Annotated in this window: 15 protein-coding genes and 1 tRNA gene; 13 read left to right on the plus strand and 3 right to left on the minus strand. The window is 73.1% G+C overall.

Translation table 11 applies throughout. The features are described from left to right. The first annotated feature begins 136 nt into the window (after nt 1–136). The 4 genes from AB0O11_RS07015 to AB0O11_RS07030 all read left to right on the plus strand — a co-directional run bounded on the left by AB0O11_RS07015 (nt 137) and on the right by AB0O11_RS07030 (nt 3,776). On the plus strand, nt 137–442 hold the full coding sequence (locus AB0O11_RS07015; protein WP_363382635.1) for a hypothetical protein: 306 nt from the start codon (nt 137–139) through the stop codon (nt 440–442). A 10-nt stretch (nt 443–452) separates the two neighbouring features. Continuing rightward, nucleotides 453–1,397, plus strand: a complete 945-nt coding sequence (locus AB0O11_RS07020) for an ABC transporter substrate-binding protein (protein ID WP_363382637.1) — start codon at nt 453–455, stop codon at nt 1,395–1,397. Nucleotides 1,398–1,560: 163 nt separating this feature from the next. Further along, nucleotides 1,561–2,313, plus strand: a complete 753-nt coding sequence (locus AB0O11_RS07025) for an amino acid ABC transporter ATP-binding protein (protein ID WP_363382981.1) — start codon at nt 1,561–1,563, stop codon at nt 2,311–2,313. Between the two features lie 233 nt (nt 2,314–2,546). Then, nucleotides 2,547–3,776 (plus strand): protein kinase, encoded by a 1,230-nt coding sequence (locus tag AB0O11_RS07030; protein WP_363382639.1) that lies wholly within the window; start codon nt 2,547–2,549, stop codon nt 3,774–3,776. Here AB0O11_RS07030 and AB0O11_RS07035 read toward each other — a convergent pair. After that, complete coding sequence (locus AB0O11_RS07035; RefSeq protein ID WP_363382642.1) at nt 3,732–4,430, minus strand: MBL fold metallo-hydrolase; 699 nt, start codon at nt 4,428–4,430, stop codon at nt 3,732–3,734. The genes AB0O11_RS07030 and AB0O11_RS07035 overlap by 45 nt on opposite strands. A 280-nt stretch (nt 4,431–4,710) precedes the next feature. On the opposite strand from AB0O11_RS07035, the gene AB0O11_RS07040 reads away from it, so the two are divergent. Beyond that, complete coding sequence (locus AB0O11_RS07040) at nt 4,711–5,562, plus strand: fumarylacetoacetate hydrolase family protein (protein ID WP_363382644.1); 852 nt, start codon at nt 4,711–4,713, stop codon at nt 5,560–5,562. A 115-nt stretch (nt 5,563–5,677) separates the two neighbouring features. Here AB0O11_RS07040 and AB0O11_RS07045 read toward each other — a convergent pair whose 3' ends face one another. Further along, nucleotides 5,678–6,436: a TetR/AcrR family transcriptional regulator gene (locus AB0O11_RS07045; protein ID WP_363382646.1), complete on the minus strand. Its 759-nt coding sequence runs from the start codon at nt 6,434–6,436 to the stop codon at nt 5,678–5,680. A 118-nt stretch (nt 6,437–6,554) separates the two neighbouring features. Between AB0O11_RS07045 and AB0O11_RS07050 the strand changes: the two genes are divergently transcribed. The 4 genes from AB0O11_RS07050 (at nt 6,555) to AB0O11_RS07065 (ending at nt 11,627) form a co-directional block, all read left to right on the plus strand. Next, entirely contained in the window at nt 6,555–8,279 is a 1,725-nt protein-coding gene (locus AB0O11_RS07050; protein ID WP_363382649.1) for a DUF885 domain-containing protein, read from the plus strand. A gap of 201 nt (nt 8,280–8,480) precedes the next feature. Then, nucleotides 8,481–10,109, plus strand: a complete 1,629-nt coding sequence (locus AB0O11_RS07055; protein ID WP_363382983.1) for an MFS transporter — start codon at nt 8,481–8,483, stop codon at nt 10,107–10,109. A gap of 159 nt (nt 10,110–10,268) precedes the next feature. After that, a complete protein-coding gene (locus AB0O11_RS07060) occupies nt 10,269–11,231 on the plus strand; it encodes a serine protease (protein ID WP_363382651.1) in 963 nt (320 codons plus the stop codon). Nucleotides 11,232–11,372: 141 nt separating this feature from the next. Further along, nucleotides 11,373–11,627 carry a hypothetical protein gene (locus tag AB0O11_RS07065; protein WP_363382653.1) on the plus strand — a complete coding sequence of 85 codons (255 nt, stop codon included), beginning with the start codon at nt 11,373–11,375 and terminating at the stop codon, nt 11,625–11,627. Between the two features lie 210 nt (nt 11,628–11,837). On the opposite strand, the gene AB0O11_RS07070 is transcribed toward AB0O11_RS07065, so the two are convergent. Further along, nucleotides 11,838–11,909 (minus strand) — tRNA-Arg (locus AB0O11_RS07070). A gap of 172 nt (nt 11,910–12,081) precedes the next feature. On the opposite strand from AB0O11_RS07070, the gene AB0O11_RS07075 reads away from it, so the two are divergent. From AB0O11_RS07075 to AB0O11_RS07090, 4 genes are all read left to right on the plus strand, one after another. After that, nucleotides 12,082–12,570 (plus strand): response regulator, encoded by a 489-nt coding sequence (locus AB0O11_RS07075; RefSeq protein WP_363382656.1) that lies wholly within the window; start codon nt 12,082–12,084, stop codon nt 12,568–12,570. A gap of 83 nt (nt 12,571–12,653) precedes the next feature. Next, entirely contained in the window at nt 12,654–14,315 is a 1,662-nt protein-coding gene (gene argS, locus AB0O11_RS07080; RefSeq protein ID WP_363382659.1) for an arginine--tRNA ligase, read from the plus strand. 88 nt (nt 14,316–14,403) lie between these two features. Beyond that, nucleotides 14,404–15,849: a diaminopimelate decarboxylase gene (lysA, locus tag AB0O11_RS07085; RefSeq protein WP_363382662.1), complete on the plus strand. Its 1,446-nt coding sequence runs from the start codon at nt 14,404–14,406 to the stop codon at nt 15,847–15,849. Between the two features lie 138 nt (nt 15,850–15,987). After that, complete coding sequence (locus AB0O11_RS07090; protein ID WP_363382664.1) at nt 15,988–17,280, plus strand: homoserine dehydrogenase; 1,293 nt, start codon at nt 15,988–15,990, stop codon at nt 17,278–17,280. The last annotated feature ends 10 nt before the right edge of the window (nt 17,281–17,290 follow it).

Raw genomic sequence — 17,290 nt, forward strand, 5'->3', positions numbered from 1 at the left:
GCGTGTCGCGGCTGATCCGGCAGCGGGCCGTCCGTCCGGCCTGATCTCCCGTCGGGGAGCCCTCCCTCGGTCCGCCCCGTCGCGGCCCGGACCCGTCGCCGACCACCGGTGACGCGCCAGGCCTTCGCTGCCGCCGATGACTCCGCACTGCGCTCCGGCCTCCTTCACTGCGGCCCCTCCTCCGCTCGGCACTCCCTCCGTCACCCCTGGCACCGTCACCCGTCCGACGGCCGCCCCGCCGCGGCCGGCTACACCCGGCTACACCCGGCTCCACCTCACCACCGGGCCGCGCCGGCCCGAGGCCAAGCGCCTCCACCCGGCGGCCGGCCGCACCCCGCTGTTCGGCGTCCCGGCCGACCCCGCGACCACCGGCCAGCTCCCCTTCGAGAAGCAACGTCCCGCCCGAGAGCGGCAGTTGCCCGTTCCGGCTCCGACCTCCTGAAAGGCCCCCCGTGAGAACCAGCACCGCCCGCCGCCTGCTCGCGACCACCGCCCTGCTGCCGGTCCTGGCCCTGGCCGCCTGCGGCTCGGACCCGAAGATCGCGAGCGCGGCGGGGGCGGGCGGTCCGGCCGCCACCGCCACCGAGGACCTCGTCTCCGGCCTCGCGAAGTCCGAGGCCGCGGCCGCGCTGCTGCCGGAGGAGGTCCGCAGGGCCGGCACGCTGAAGTTCGGCTCGGCCTTCGGCGCGCCGCCCAGCGCGTTCCACGCCGACCAGGCCGGCAGGAAGCCCGCCGGGATCGACGTGGACTTCGCGGACGCGGTCGCCAAGCTGCTCGGCCTGACCGTGCAGCGCGAGGAGGCCGCCTTCGAGACCATCCTGCCCTCGCTGGACAGCGGGAAGTACGACGTCGGCACCGGCAACTTCGGGGTCACCACGGCCCGGCTGAAGACCATCGACTTCGTCACCTACATCGACGACGGCCAGGGCTTCGCGGTGAAGAGGGACGACACCGCGACCCAGCCGGTCACCGACCTGCTCCAGCTGTGCGGGCTGACCGTCGGCACCGGCGCCGGCACCACCTTCGAGACCACCCTCAACAGCCGGAAGAACGTCTGCGCCGACGCCGGGAAGAAGCCGTACGAGGTCAAGGCGTTCAGCGAGAGCGGCGCGCTGCTGACCAGCCTCCAGCAGGGCCGGGTGGACGTCGAGATGTCCACCATCAACGGCCTGCGCTACCAGTCCGCGCAGGAGGCCTCCGGGACCCGCTTCCTCGGAGAGTTCCACCGCCTCGACGTCGGCTTCGCCCTGAAGAAGGGCTCGAAGCTCGCCCCGGCCCTCCAGGCGGCGGTCAACCAGCTGATCAAGGACGGGACGTACCAGCGGATCCTGCGCAAGTGGGGGGTCGCCGATTCGGCGATCAAGGAGTCGCAGATCAGCCCGCCCGAGCACGGCTGAGCGCCGGCCCCCTCCGAGGAGACCCCCGATGACCGTCACCACCGAGACCCCCCGCGGCCCCCGCCCGCCGGCCGGCCCCGGCCGCCCGTACCTCCGGAGGACAGTCGTGACCACCCTGACGAAGCCCGCCCCGAACCCGGCGGATCCGGCCCCGGCCGCCCCGATGGTGCAGGTCCGAGGCCTGCACAAGAGCTTCGGCCGGCTGGAGGTGCTGCGCGGGGTCGACCTGGACGTCCCGGCCGGCTCGGTGACCGTGGTGCTCGGTCCGTCCGGCTCCGGCAAGTCCACCCTGCTGCGCGCGATCAACCACCTGGAGAAGCTGGACCGCGGCCACGTCGCCATCGACGGCGAGCTGATCGGCTACCGCCGCTGCGGCGACCGGCTGTACGAGCTCAAGGAGCGCGAGGTGCTGCGCCAGCGCACCGGCATCGGCTTCGTGTTCCAGAACTTCAACCTGTTCCCGCACCTCACCGTGCTGGAGAACCTGGTCGAGGCGCCGGTCGCCGCGCTGCGCCGCCCCAAGGCCGAGGCCAGGGCGGCGGCGCTGGCGCTGTTGGAGCGGGTCGGACTGGCCGACAAGGCCGCCGCCCACCCCCGGCAGCTGTCCGGCGGGCAGCAGCAGCGGGTGGCGATCGCCCGGGCGCTGGCACTGGAGCCGAAGGTGCTGCTGTTCGACGAGCCCACCTCGGCGCTCGACCCGGAGCTGGTCGGCGAGGTGCTGGACGTCATCAAGGACCTGGCCCGCGGCGGCACCACGATGATCGTCGTCACCCACGAGATCGGTTTCGCCCGCGAGGTCGCCGACACCGTGGTCTTCATGGACGGCGGCGTGGTGGTCGAGCAGGGCCCGCCCGCCGAGGTCCTGGACCGGCCGCGGCGCGAGCGCACCCGGGCCTTCCTGGCCAAGGTCCTCTGACCCACCCTTCCCGCCACTTCCGCCAAGTCCCCTTCGCCGAGCAGGAGTTCCGCCGCGCTGGCGCCTGGGCGACGAGGCCGTGCCGAGCTCCGGGACCAACCCGCCCGGACTGCCCGAGTCCAAGCCGCGGGAAGGGCCGGCCGGAGTCGTTCACCCGTTCGTCCCCGGCCGCCGCTATGGTGACCCCTCCGACGGCGAACGCCGAGCGGGCGCGGTCGAGTTGGGGGATGGGCATGGAGAAGGGCGAAGTGCTCGGCGGTCGCTTCCGGCTGGAACAGAAGCTGGGCCGGGGCGGCTTCGGCGTGGTCTGGCGGGCGACCGACACGACCATGAACCGGGAGGTCGCGGTCAAGGTGCTGCTCGCCGAGCACGCCACCGACCGGGAGGCGGTCGGCCGGTTCGTCCGCGAGGCCCGGACGGCCGGCGGCCTCAACAACCCGCACATCGTGACCGTGTACGACTACGGGTGGACCGAGGCCGGCTCCGGGAAGATCCCGTACCTGGTGATGGAGCTGGTCCGCGGCCGGGCGCTGTCCGAGGTGCTCAAGGACAGCCGGCCGGACCACAAGCCGGACCACAAGCAGGCGCTGCGCTGGATGCGGCACGTGTGCAAGGCGCTGGACGCCGCGCACCGCTCGGGGATCGTGCACCGGGACATCAAGCCCGAGAACGTGATGATCACGAAGGAGGACGAGGGGGAGCGGGCCAAGGTCCTGGACTTCGGCATCGCCCGACTGGTCACCCAGACCGTCCGGCTCACCTCCACCGGCAACGTGGTCGGCACCGTCCCGTACCTGGCGCCCGAGTGCTGGTCCGGCGGCGCGGTGGACGGCCGGGCCGACCTCTACGCGCTCGGCGTCATGCTGTTCGAGATCTGCACCGGTGCGCGCCCGTTCCGCGCCGCCTCGGCCGCCGAGTACATGTACAAGCACCTGGAGGAGGTCCCGTCCCGGGTGCGCAGCAAGGACCCGGCGCTGGCCGGGCTGGTCGCCGAGCTGCTCGCCAAGCGGCCCGAACAGCGGCCGGCCGGCGCCGCCGAGGTGCTGGAACGGCTGCGCGCCGTCCGGCCCGGGATGCTGCGCCCGGAAGACCCCAGCCCGGAGCAGCTGCGCCGCAGGGCCGACCAGGCCTGGCGGCACGGCGAGGCCGGCGAGGTGGCGGAGGCGGTGGAGATCCTCACCGCACTCGTCCCCGACTTCGCCCGGATCTGCGGCCCGGACGACCCCCGCACCCTGCGCACCTGCCACGACCTGGCCCTCTGGCTGGCCCGGGACGGCAGCCCCGGCGCGGCCGTCGCCCTGTTGGACGAGCTGGCCCAGGTGCCCGGCACCACCCCGGAGGCCCGGGCGGACGCGCGGCGCGACCTCGCGCACTGCCGGCAGGAGGTCGCCCGGCTCGGCCCGGGCCGGCCGCGGGCGCTAAGCCTGGGGGTGCTGCTCGGCGGCGGTGCGCAGGGCGACTGAGGCGTCCTGCGCGATCGGGTCGCCGTGCCCGAACACCGCCGTCTCCACCGGCAGCGCGGCCAGCCGGTGGAAGGAGGCGAGTGCCAGGGCCGGGTCGGTGTGGAACACCCCCGGGGCGGTCCGGCCCCGGACGTTGGCCGCCAGGTCCCCGGTGAACAGCACGCCCGGCCCGGGCAGGTGCAGCGCGATGCTGCCGTCGGTGTGCCCGGGCACGTGCACCACCACCGCGCCGCCGCCGATGTCCAGCACGTCGCCGTCCTCGACCTCCCGGTGCACCGGGCAGGGCTCGGCGGGCGGGATCGGCGGCAGGCCGTCCCACAGCTGCTGCTCGAACGGGCTCAGCACCGGCGGCACCGGCGGCTGCTCGCGCCGGATCACCGGCGCCTCCAGCCGGTGCGCCACCACCTGGGCGCAGTGCCGCCGGGCGAGTACGGCGGCCGAGCCGGTGTGGTCCTCGTGGTGGTGGGTGAGCACGATCCGGCGCAGCGCGGCCGGCTCCTGCCCGATGGCACGGATGCCCTGCTCGATCGCGTCCGCCGAGCCGGCGATGCCGGTGTCGACCAGGGTGAGGCCGTGCGCGTCCCGCCAGAGGTAGGCGGTGCCGAACTCCAGGCTGATCATGTGCAATTCGTCGCGTACCCGGGTGATCTCCATGTCCCGCATCCTGCGCGCCGGGCCGCCGGGTCACTCCCGCGTTCGCCGCCGGCGGAGCGGGACGGGCCCGGGCACCGCCGCCCGCGACGCCGGACGCCCACCGGGTGTCAACCGTGCGTGCCGCCGAGCCGGTGCCGCGGCCGGAGCGGGAACCGGGAGGATTTCGCCCATCGGGACGCTCTGGTCCGCCGCCCGGCGCGTTGGTATACCTCGTTGCCGGACTCGGGTGCGGTGTTCGCGCCGCCCCGGTGAGCTGCGACGAAAGGCTGGTGACGGATCGATGAAGCTCCTGCGCGTCGGACCCCCGGGTGCCGAGCGCCCGGTCGTCCTGGGCGAGAACGGCACCGCGTACGACCTCTCGGGACGGGCCCGCGACCTCGACGGGGCCTTCCTGGCCGGGCTGGACCCGGCGGCGCTGGCCCGGGACACGGCCGCCGGCGTCCTGCCGGTGGTGGACCTCGACGGCCTGCGGGTGGGCGCACCGGTGGCCCGGCCGGGCAAGGTGGTCGGCATCGGGCTCAACTACCGCGACCACGCGGCCGAGGCCGGGGCCGCGATCCCGGCCGAGCCGGTGATCTTCCTCAAGCCGAGCTCCACCGTGGTCGGCCCGTACGACGAGGTGCTGGTGCCGCGCGGCGGCGAGAAGACCGACTACGAGGCCGAGCTGGCGATCGTGATCGGCCGCACCGCCCGCTACCTGGACTCGCACGCCGAGGCGGCCGGGGTGATCGCCGGGTACACGATCGCCAACGACGTCACCGAGCGGGCCTTCCAGTTCGAGCGCGGCGGCCAGTGGGACAAGGGCAAGTCGGCGGAGACCTTCACCCCGCTCGGGCCCTGGCTGGTCACCGCCGACGAGGTGGCCGACCCGCAGGCGCTGACCCTGCGGCTCTGGGTCAACGGCGAGCAGCGGCAGCACGGCAGCACCGCCGAGATGATCTTCCCGGTGCTCGAACTGGTCCGCTACGCGAGCTGGTTCATGGTGCTGGAGCCCGGCGACGTGATCATCACCGGCACCCCCGCCGGGGTCACCCTGGGCCGCCCCGGCACGCCGTTCCTCGCCCCGGGCGACGTGGTCGAGATCGAGATCGACGGGCTCGGCCGCCAGCGCCAGGTGCTCGGCAAGGCGTAACGACGCAGGCCGCCCCGACCCTTGGCACGGGGGTCGGGAGGCCGCCACGGAGCGCCGTCACGGAGCAAGCCGTCACGAGGCGCCGGTCACGGAGCAGGCCGTCACGAGTCGCCGGTCACGGAGCGCCGCCCAGTACCGCCCGCAGCCGCTCCGCCCGTTCCGGCCGAGGCCCCTCCAGCGCGAGCACCCCCGCCAGCACCTCGGCCGTCTGCGGGTCGTGCAGCGCCGTCGCGGCCGCCATCGCGGTGAACTGGTCCACCAGCCAGTCGCGCAGCTCCGCCACCGGCAGCGTGCGCCCCTCGTCCAGCCAGCTCAGCGACGCGCCCTCGACCACCGCGATCCAGGAGCGCACCAGCAGCGTCAGCCGTGGCCCGGCCTCCCGCACGCCCAGGTGGCGCAGCGTCCGCCGCAGCGCCGCCCGCCGGACGTCGTCCACGATCGCCGAGGTGCGGGCGGTCTCCACCACCGAACCGCCGCGCAGCAGCGCCGAGTAGCCCGCGTCGTGCTCGGCCACGAAGGCGAAGTAGCCGTCCAGCACCGCCGACAGCTGCTCGGACGGCGTCCCGCTCACCGGGACCGCGAAGCGGCTGGTCAGCTCGTCCGCCGCGGTGCGCAGCGCGGCCTCGTACAACTGCTGCTTCCCGCCCGCGAAGTAGCGGTACACCAGCGGGCGGGAGGCCCCGGCGGCCTCGGCGACGTCGTCCAGGCCCACCTCCTCGGGGGGCCGGGAGGCGAACAGCTCCAGGGCGACCGCGATCAGCTGCTCGCGCCGCTGCTGGACCGGCAGCCGCCGGTAGCCGGTGCGGCGCGGACGCGACTGGGGGGCGGCCGGAACGGGTGCCTGACCGGCTGCCGGGATGGGGCGGGCTTCCATGGCGGCCAGCGTAATGGGCGTCGGACGGATCGGATCCTGTCGCGCCGAACGGATTTTCGCAGGCGAACCCTGGTCGCAAAGGGGTTGCAAAGCTGCCGTGCCACGCAATGATGTCCGAATGCGTGAAGAACTGATCACCGCCGACGGCACCACCCCACGCCGCATCGCCGACGACCATGTCCGCGAACTGGCCGAGCTCGACCCGCTGACCGCGGTGTACCTCGGCGTCAACCTCGATGACGACCGGCTGCCCGACCTCTCTCCGGCCGGTCCCGAGGCCATCGCCGACCTCGCCCGCCGCACCCTGGCGAAGCTCGACGAGGCCGAGCGGGCCGGCGCCGCCGAGGACGAGGCGGAGCGCCGCTGCGCCCGGCTGCTGCGCGAGCGGCTGACCGCCGAGCTCGCCGTCCACGAGGCGGGGGAGAACTTCCGTTCGCTGCGCAACCTCGGCTCCCCGGTGCACGACCTGCGGGAGTCCTTCACCCTGATGGGCACCGACACCGAGGCCGAGTGGCAGGTGATCGGCCGCCGCCTGGCGAAGGTGCCGGTGGCGTTCGAGCAGTACCGGCGGACGCTGGCCGAGGGCATCGAGCGCGGCCTGCTGTCCGGCCCACGCCAGGTGACCACGGTGCTCGGGCAGTTCGCCGAGTGGCTGGGCGAGGACGCGCCCGCCGACGAGCGGGTGCCCGGTGCATGGTTCGGGCAGTTCGTCCAGGGTGCGCCGGAGGGCCTGCGCCCCGAGCTGTCGGAGCACGCGGTGGCCGCCGCCGAGGCGCTGGCCGAGCTGCGCGACTGGCTGCGCGACGTGTACGGCCCGGCCGCGGCCGGTGCCCCGGACATCGCGGGCCGGGAGCGCTACGCCCGCTGGGTGCGCTACTGGACCGGCGCGGACCTGGACCTGGAGGAGGCCTACGCCTGGGCCTGGAGCGAGTTCCACGACCTGCTGGCGCAGATGGAGGCCGAGGCCGAGAAGGTCCTGCCGGGTGCGGGTCCGCTGGCGGCGATGCAGTGGCTGGAGTCCGACGGCCCTGCCATCGAGGGCGCCGAGGCCGCCCGGGAGTACCTCCAGGGCCTGATGGACCAGGCCGTCCGGGACCTCCAGGGCACCCACTTCGACCTGGCCGAGCCGGTCACCCGGGTCGAGTCGAAGATCGCCCCGGCCGGCAGTGCCGCCGCGCCGTACTACACCGCGCCCTCGCTGGACTTCAGCCGCCCCGGGCGGACCTGGCTGCCGCTGCTCGGCCGGGAGCGCTTCCCGGTCTGGGACCTGGTCTCCACCTGGTACCACGAGGGCGTCCCGGGCCACCACCTCCAGCTCGCGCAGTGGAACTACGTCGCCGACCGGCTCTCCACCTACCAGGTGAGCCTCGGCGGGGTGAGCGCCAACCTGGAGGGCTGGGCGCTGTACGCCGAGCGCCTGATGGACGAGCTCGGCTACCTCACCGACCCGGGCCACCGGCTGGGCTACCTCAACGCGCAGATGATGCGGGCGCTGCGGGTCATCGTCGACATCGGCATGCACGTGGGCCTGGACTTCCCGGCGGACTCCCCGTACCGGCCGGGCGAGCCGGTCAGCCCCGAGTACGCCCGGGAGTTCTTCGGCCTGTACTGCGGCCTGTCCGCCGACTTCCTGGACAGCGAGCTGGTCCGCTACCTGGGCCTGCCCGGTCAGGCGATCGGCTACAAGCTCGGTGAGCGCGCCTGGCTGCGCGGACGGGCGGCGGCGAAGGCGGCGCACGAGGCGCGCGGCGAGGAGTTCGACCCCAAGGCCTGGCACATGGCGGCGCTCTCGCAGGGCTCGCTGGGGCTGGACGACCTGGTCGAGGAGCTCTCGGCGCTCTGATCCACGGCGCGGCGCAGGCCGCGGCCGCGGGCCGTGGAACCAGGCCCCCGGGACTCGGTCCGGAGTCCCGGGGGCCTGATCCGTTCGTCCCGAAGGTCCGGTTTGGGGAGATTTTTCCTTGCCATCCGTCCGGGCCGGGGTTTGGCTGGAAGGCGATTGCGTGACCTCTCCGCCCCACTCCGGGAGGTTCGGCCAGTGACTGTGCAAACCGCCACCGGTCATGAGGACGCGGGCCGTCGCCGCTGGTGGGTGCTGGCCGTCATCGCCACCGCCCAGCTCATGATCGTGCTCGACACCACCATCGTGAACATCGCGCTGCCGTCCGCCCAGCGGGACCTGGGCATCTCGGACGCCGACCGGCAGTGGGTGATCACCGCCTACACGCTCGCCTTCGGCGGTCTGCTGCTGCTCGGCGGCCGGCTGGGCGACCTCTTCGGCCGCGAGCGCGTCTTCACCGTCGGCCTGCTGGGCTTCGCCCTCGCCTCCGCCCTCGGCGGCGCCGCGGTCGGCCCGGCCATGCTCTTCGGCGCCCGTGCCCTCCAGGGCTCGTTCGGCGCCCTGCTCGCCCCCTCCGCGCTGGGGCTGCTCTCCACCACCTTCTCCGATCCGCGGGAACGCAGTACGGCCTTCGGCGTCTTCGGAGCGATCGCCGCCGGCGGCTCCGCGATCGGCCTCATCGCCGGCGGCCTGCTGACCGAGTACCTGGACTGGCGCTGGTGCCTGTTCGTCAACGTGCCGATCGCCGCCGTCGCCGCCGTCGCGGCGTTCAGCGTGCTGAAGCGCGACCGCGTCGAGAAGGGCCGCCGGATGCGGCTGGACCTGCCCGGGGCGCTGCTCGGCTGCGGCGGCCTGCTGGCGATCGTCCACGGCACCTCCGAGGCCGTGACCCGGGGCTGGGGCGACGGCCTGGTGCTCGGCTCGCTGGTCCTGGGCGTGGCGCTGCTCGCGGTGTTCGTCCTGGTCGAGCGGCGCACCGCGCACCCGCTGCTGCCGGTGCACATCGTCGCCGACCGCAACCGCGGCGGCGGCGCGCTCTCCGTCGGCCTGGCGATGACCGGCATGTTCGGCCTGTTCCTGTTCCTGACCTACTACCTGCAGGCCATCAAGCACTTCTCGCCGGTCGTGTCCGGCCTGTCCTTCCTGCCCATGACGGCCGCCATCGTGCTGAGCTCGACGGGCTTCGCGGCCCGGATGATGACCAGGGTGCCGTCCCGGAACCTGATCGGCCCCGGACTGCTGCTCGCCGCGGCCGGCATGGCCTGGCTGACCCGGATGCGGGTGGACAGCCCGTGGGCCGCCCTGGTGCTGCCCGCCGAGCTGCTGATCGGCTCGGGCATGGGCCTGGTGTTCATGCCGGCGATGAGCCTGGCCACCCTCAAGGTCGCCCCGAACGAGGCCGGCGCGGCCTCGGCCACCATCAACTCGGCCCAGCAGGTGGGCGGTTCGGTCGGCACCGCGCTGCTGAACACGGTCGCCGCGAGCGCCACCGCGAGCTTCCTGGCCACCCGGGTCGCCTCCGACCCGGCGGTGCAGGCCCAGGGGGCGGTGCACGGCTACGTCGTCGCGACCCGGGTGGCGATGGGCGTGCTGCTGCTGGCCGCGCTGGTCGCGGTGCTGATGATCGACCACCGGCCGGCGCCCGGCGAGGCCACCGCGGTCGAGGCCGGTGCCGTGGAGGCGGGGGCGGGGGCGGAAACCGAAGCGGCGGCCGTACGGGCCGTGGGCGGTCGGCCGACGGATCTGCGGGCGGCGGACGCGGCCGACGTCAGGGCCGAGGTCCGGCCCGCGAGCGAGGTGCGGGCGGAGGCGGGGGTGGAGCGACCGGACTGAAATGTGCAGCAAGCTCGCCGGCCGGTGACGCCGGGGGCGCGGGCGGGCGACGGGTTTCTCATCGAGCTCCAAGGAGTCGGTCACACCCTTTCCAGGCTGAGGCGTCATAGTCGTTGACCGAACGCCACCCCCGATCGCGCCCCGGCAGGAGAAACAGGCATGGGCAAGCACCGCCGCCAGAGGTTGCGCCGCCGTGGACTCCTGGTCCCGTCCCTGTTCACCGCGCTGTCCGCGGTCGCGGTCGCCGCGGTGCTGACCGGGACGCACGGACTGGACCTGTCCGACGTGACGGCCGCCGGGAAGGCGGCCCGCAGCACCCGCGCCGCCGCCGCGCCCGCCCCGGTCACCGATCCGACGGCACCGGCCCCGGTCACGGCCCCCACGCCCTCCGCGGCCGCGAGCCCGGCCAGCGCGCCGGCGACGCCCGATCCGGCCCCGTCGGCGACCACCCCCGCCACCCGTCCCGTCACCCTCGGCACCACCGGCCCGGCTCCGGCGGACGACCGCGAAAGCGAGACCGTCGGCGCGCTGTTCAGCGGCGCGCCGGCGGCCGGCAAGCACTTCTGCACCGCCAGCGTGCTGCACAGCGCCACCGGCAACCTGTTGCTGACCGCCGCGCACTGCCTCAGCAGCACCGACGGGGTCACCTTCGCCCCCGGCTACCGCGACGGCTCCGCCCCGTACGGCACCTGGCAGGTGACCGCGATCCACACCACCGCCGGCTGGTCCCAGAAGGGCGACGTGGACGAGGACTTCGCGATCCTGGAGACCGCCCCCAGCAACGGCCGCAACGTCGAGGACGTGGTCGGCGGCAACCGGCTGGGCGCCGACGAGCCGTTCGGCGCGACCGTCCGCCTCTACGGCTACCCCGCCGACTCCGAGACGCCCATCCTGTGCACCAACACCACCGGGCAGCAGAGCGCCTACGAGCGGGTCGTCCAGTGCCCGTCCTACCCGTCCGGCACCAGCGGCGGCCCCTGGATCAACACCGCCACCGGCGACGTGGTCGGCGCGATCGGCGGCTACCAGCAGGGCGGCGACACCGACGACGTCTCCTACGGCGCCTACTTCGACCACACCATCACCGACCTGTACGCCCAGGCCGAGACGGCCGCCGCCTGAGCCTCTGCGGGGGCCCGGTTCCGAACCGGGCCCCACCCGGCCCCAGTCGGCCCCGAACCTGACGAAGGCCCGGATCCGTGGATCGACTCCACTGGTCCCCCCGGGCGGGGGTGGACGGCTGTGGAGACTACGCTTCTGCGGGTGTGGACAGCCATTGCAGTAGTCACGGGTCTTGTGGGGTTGATCAACCTCGTTCAGGTATTCACCGGCCGTCAGCTGGTTCGGCCGTCCGCCAGCCGACGCTCACCACTGGAGATCCGCCAGCAGTCGGCTGCTGCGGCAGTGGCGATGCTCGGGGTGTCCCTCGTCGTACTGCGCGTGTTCTGGGGCCTGCTGTTCGTGCTGTCCGGCTACGCGGCGCTCGCACTCGTCCGGAAGCGCGCACCGAAGCGCTGAGGGCGGTCGAGCGGTTCTGGCCGGTGTCCTGCCGGCATCCGGCTCCGCGGCCTCCGGCACACCGGCAACAACCTGGCTGCCGGCACCGGAGCTCCGGAGGACCCCAAGAGCGCGGCTGGGGCACGGGACTGAACCGGCCCGGAACATGACGAAGGCCCAGGCTGGCGGTAACTATCCGCTGACCTGAGCCTTTCAGCACTTGTTGCGAAGTGCCCCCGGTAGGATTCGAACCTACGCACCCGCCTCCGGAGGGCGGTGCTCTATCCCCTGAGCTACGGGGGCCTGCTGGCCTGTCGGTCACTCGCGCTTCCGACGTGAGAACACTATCAGGCTTCGGCCGTGGTCCGTGCACGGGTTTCCCCGAAGATCCTCTCGCCGACGGCGCCGACGGGAGGGGGAGCGGAAGTGCCCAAAGGCCGGACGGGGCGGCGGGGCCGCCGATACCCTCGGTGAGGTGTCGGGAGTGTCCGGGCGGGTCCTCGTGGTGGACGACAACGAGGCGATCCGCCAGCTGATCAGGGTCAACCTGGAGCTCGAAGGCTTCGAGGTGGTGACCGCCGCCGACGGCGCCGAGTGCCTGGAGGTCATCCGCCGGGTGCGGCCCGACGTGGTGACGCTGGACGTGGTGATGCCGCGGCTGGACGGCCTGCGGACGGCGGCCCGGCTGCGCGCGACCCCGGACACCAGTGGACTGCCGATCGCGATCGTGAGCGCCTGCACCCCGGCGGACCTCGACCTGGGGGAGACGGTGGGGGTGGACGGCTACCTCGGCAAGCCGTTCGACCCGGCGGACCTGGTGGCCCTGGTCCGCCGCCTGATGCGGCTCAAGGGGCACCCCGCCGGGCCGTCCGGCGAACAGGCCGTCGGACGGCCCGGCGAACTGCCCGCCCCGCCGTCCGATGCAGTTCGCTCTGAGCGAACAGAGCGCACCGATCGCGGCTGAGACCCCGTAACGACGGCGAACCGGCGTCTCAACCGGTAAACCGGGTGGCGGGCGGGCACCCCGTCTCGCCTACGCTTGGCGTCGTGACCCCCGCAGACCTTTCCCAGGCAATCCAGGCCGCAGTGAGCTCCGCCGTCGAGGCGGGCGAGCTGGCCGTCGCCGTGCCCGAGCACGTGACGGTCGACCGGCCCAAGAACAGGGACCACGGCGACTACGCGACCAACGTGGCCCTCCAGCTCGCCAAGGCGGCCGGCAAGCCGCCGCGAGCCGTTGCCGAGGTGCTGGCCGACCGCCTGCGAGGGATCACCGGCGTCGCCAAGGTCGACATCGCCGGTCCGGGCTTCCTGAACATCACCCTGGACACCGCCACCGCCGGTGCGTTGGCGCGCACCGTCGTCGAGGCGGGCGAGGCCTACGGCCGCAACGACGCCCTCAAGGGCCTGAAGATCAACCTGGAGTTCGTCTCCGCCAACCCGACGGGCCCGATCCACATCGGCGGCGTCCGCTGGGCCGCCGTCGGCGACTCGCTGGCGCGCGTGCTGCGGGCCTCCGGTGCCGACGTCACCACCGAGTACTACCTCAACGACGCCGGCGTGCAGATCACCAAGTTCGCCGCCTCGCTCCAGGCCGCCGCGAACGGCCGCGAGGTGCCCGAGGGCGGGTACGTCGGCGAGTACATCGTCGACATCGCCAAGGCGATCACCGGCGCCGTCCCCGGTGTGCTCGACCTGCCCGAGGACGAGCAGCTGCAGGTCTTCCGCACCGAGGGCCTCAAGCTCATGGTCGCCGAGATCAAGCGCTCGATGGACGAGTTCGGCACCCACTTCGACGTGTGGTTCTCGGAGAAGACGCTGCACGACTCCGGCGCGGTCGAGAACGCCATCGACCGGCTGCGCGAGCAGGGCCACGTCTTCGAGCAGGACGGCGCGGTCTTCCTGCGCACCACGGAGTTCGGCGACGACAAGGACCGCGTCCTGATCAAGGCCGACGGCGACAAGACCTACTTCGCCGCCGACGCCGCGTACTACCTGTCCAAGCGGGACCGCGGCGCCGAGGTCGCGCTCTACATGCTGGGCGCCGACCACCACGGCTACGTCAACCGCCTCAAGGCCATCTCGGCCTGCGCGGGCGACGACATGAACCACAACATCGAGGTGAAGATCGGCCAGTTCGTGAAGATGCTTCGCGACGGCGAAGAGGTCCGCATGTCCAAGCGGGCCGGCAACATCATCACGATCGACGACGTGGTCGAGTGGATCGGCGTGGACGCCGCGCGCTACACCCTGGCGCGCTCCTCCACGGACTCGACGATCACGCTGGACATCAACCTGCTGACCAGCCAGAGCAACGAGAACCCGGTCTTCTACGTCCAGTACGCGCACACCCGGATGTGCGGTGTGGCCCGCAAGGCCGCCGAGCTGGGCGTGGACAAGGGCACGGCCGAGCAGTTCAAACCCGAGCTGCTCGCCACCGAGTGGGAGTCCGACGTGCTCGGCCACCTCGGCGAGTTCCCGCGCGTGCTGGCCACCGCCGGTGAGCTGCGCGAGCCGCACCGGGTCGCGCGCTACCTGGAGGAGCTCGCGGGCAAGTACCACCGCCTGTACGAGAACTGCATGTTCCTGCCCAAGGGCGACGAGGAGCTCAACGACACGCACCGCGCCCGGCTCTGGCTGGTCGAGGCGACGCGCACCGTGCTCGCCAACGGGCTCACGCTCCTGGGCGTGACGGCGCCCGAGCGGATGTAGGCACCACCCCCAAGCGCACAGCGGGGGCGGCTGACGGTCAACGGGGACCGTCGCCGCCCCTCGCCATAGGTCTCGAAGGATCACGAGCATGAGTCGAAGCGCACACCCGGCAGGCCCCCGTCACGGCGACGTCCTGCCCGAGGGCCACTACCAGGCCCCGCCCGCCGACCTGAACGCGCTCGACCCCAAGGTCTGGTCGCGCACCGTCGCCCGGAACACCGAGGGCGTGGCCACCGTCGGCGGCGTCGACGTCAAGCGGCTGGCCGCCGAGTTCGGCACCCCCGCCTACGTGCTGGACGAGGAGGACTTCCGGGCCCGGGCGCGCGCCTGGCGGGACGCCTTCGGCACCGACGCGGACGTCTACTACGCCGGCAAGGCGTTCCTCTCCAAGGCCGTCGTGCGCTGGCTGCACGAGGAGGGCCTCAACCTCGACGTGTGCAGCGCGGGCGAGCTGGCGGTCGCGCTGGCCGCCGGAATGCCGCCGCAGCGGATCGCGCTGCACGGCAACAACAAGTCGGTGGACGAACTCGAACACGCGGTGAAGACCGGCGTCGGGCACATCGTGGTCGACTCCTACGCGGAGATCGAGCGCCTGGCCGCGATCGCCGCCCGCCAGGGCGTGCGCCAGCAGGTGCTGATCCGGATCACCGTCGGCGTCGAGGCGCACACCCACGAGTTCATCGCCACCGCGCACGAGGACCAGAAGTTCGGGCTGTCACTGAGCCTGGCTGCGCCGCGAAGCGGCTCGGTTGAGGGTGATGGCGGGCGACGGGAGGGCGGGGGAGCGGCCGCCGAGGCGGTGCGCCGGGTCCTCGGCCACGACAGCCTGGAGCTGCGCGGCATCCACTCGCACATCGGATCGCAGATCTTCGACATGGCCGGGTTCGAGGTGGCCGCCCGCCGGGTGGTCGGCCTGCTGGGTCAGATCCGCGACGAGCACGGCGTCGAGCTGCCCGAGATCGACCTCGGCGGCGGCCTCGGCATCGCGTACACCAGCGAGGACGACCCGCGCGAGCCGGCCGAGATCGCGGCCGCGCTGGCCGACATCGTCCGGCGCGAGTGCGCCGCCGCGAACCTGAACGCCCCCCGGCTGAGCGTGGAGCCGGGCCGGGCGATCGTCGGCCCGACGGCGTTCACGCTGTACGAGGTCGGCACCGTCAAGCCGCTGGAGGGCCTGCGCACCTACGTCAGCGTGGACGGCGGGATGTCGGACAACATCCGCACCGCGCTGTACGACGCCGAGTACTCGGTGGCCCTGGTGTCGCGCACCAGTGACGCGGAACCGATGCTGGTGCGGGTGGTCGGCAAGCACTGCGAGTCCGGCGACATCGTCGTCCGGGACGCCTTCCTGCCGGCCGACCTGGCCCCGGGCGACCTGATCGCGGTGCCCGCCACCGGGGCCTACTGCCGCTCCATGGCGAGCAATTACAACCACGCCCTCAAGCCCCCCGTGCTCGCCGTCAGGGACGGTGCGGCACGGGTGATCGTCCGGCGCGAGACGGAGGAGGATCTCCTGCGTCTGGATATCGGATGACGAAATCCTCGTCTCAGATCATGGAACGACCGTAGATCCGTACGGAAAGTCCCGGAGACTGGTAGAGACCGAAGTTCCCGGCGGTCCCGGAAAACCCGCCGGAAATACCGAAGCACGATGAATGCAGAGCGGAGTCGGATGATGCGTACGCGCCCGCTGAAGGTGGCGTTGCTGGGTTGTGGTGTGGTGGGCTCCGAGGTGGCGCGCATCATGACGACGACGGCCGACGACCTCGCCGCTCGCATCGGTGCTCCGGTCGAGCTGGCCGGGATCGCGGTCCGCCGCGCCGGGCGGACCCGCCCGGGCGTCCCCGAGCACCTGATCACCACCGATGCCGAGGCCCTGGTCAACCGGGGCGACATCGACGTGGTGGTCGAGGTGGTGGGCGGCATCGAGCCGTCCAAATCGCTGATCCTGTCCGCCTTCGAGCGGGGCGCCTCGGTGGTCAGCGCCAACAAGGCGCTGCTCGCCAGGGACGGCACCGAGCTGCACGCCGCGGCCGCCGAGGCCGGGGTGGACCTGTACTACGAGGCCGCGGTGGCGGGCGCGATCCCGCTGCTGCGCCCGCTGCGCGAGTCCCTCGCGGGCGACAAGGTCAACCGGGTGCTGGGCATCGTCAACGGCACCACCAACTTCATCCTCGACAAGATGGACACCACCGGCGCCGGCTACTCGGAGGCGCTGGAGGAGGCCACCGCGCTGGGCTACGCCGAGGCCGACCCGACGGCCGACGTCGAGGGCTTCGACGCCGCCGCCAAGGCCGCGATCCTGGCCGGCATCGCCTTCCACACCAAGGTCACCGCGGCGGACGTCTACCGCGAGGGCATCACCGAGGTGACGGCGGCCGACATCGCCTCCGCCAAGGAGATGGGCTGCGTGGTCAAGCTGCTCGCGATCTGCGAGCGGGCCGCGGACGGCGAGTCCGTCACCGCGCGCGTCCACCCGGCGATGATCCCGCTGTCGCACCCGCTGGCCTCCGTCCGCGAGGCGTACAACGCGGTGTTCGTCGAGGCCGAGGCGGCCGGCCGGCTGATGTTCTACGGCCCGGGCGCGGGCGGCTCGCCGACCGCCTCCGCGGTGCTCGGCGACCTGGTCGCGGTCTGCCGCAACAAGCTGGCCGGCGCGACCGGTCCCGGTGACTCGGTGTACACCCGGCTGCCGGCCAAGCCGATGGACGAGGTGGTCACCCGCTACCACGTCAGCCTGGACGTGGACGACCGCGCGGGCGTGCTCGCCCAGGTGGCGTCCGTCTTCGCCGAGCACGGCGTGTCCATCGACACCGTGCGCCAGCAGGGCCGCGACGGCGACGCCTCGCTCGTCGTGGTCACCCACCGTGCCACCGACGCCGCACTGTCGGCGACGGTCGACAAGCTCCGCGCGCTGGACAGCGTGCGGGACGTGGCCAGCATCATGCGGGTCGAAGGGGAATAAGGAACCAGCC

The organism is Kitasatospora sp. NPDC093102, assembly GCF_040683915.1.
Taxonomy (GTDB): Bacteria; Actinomycetota; Actinomycetes; order Streptomycetales; family Streptomycetaceae; genus Kitasatospora.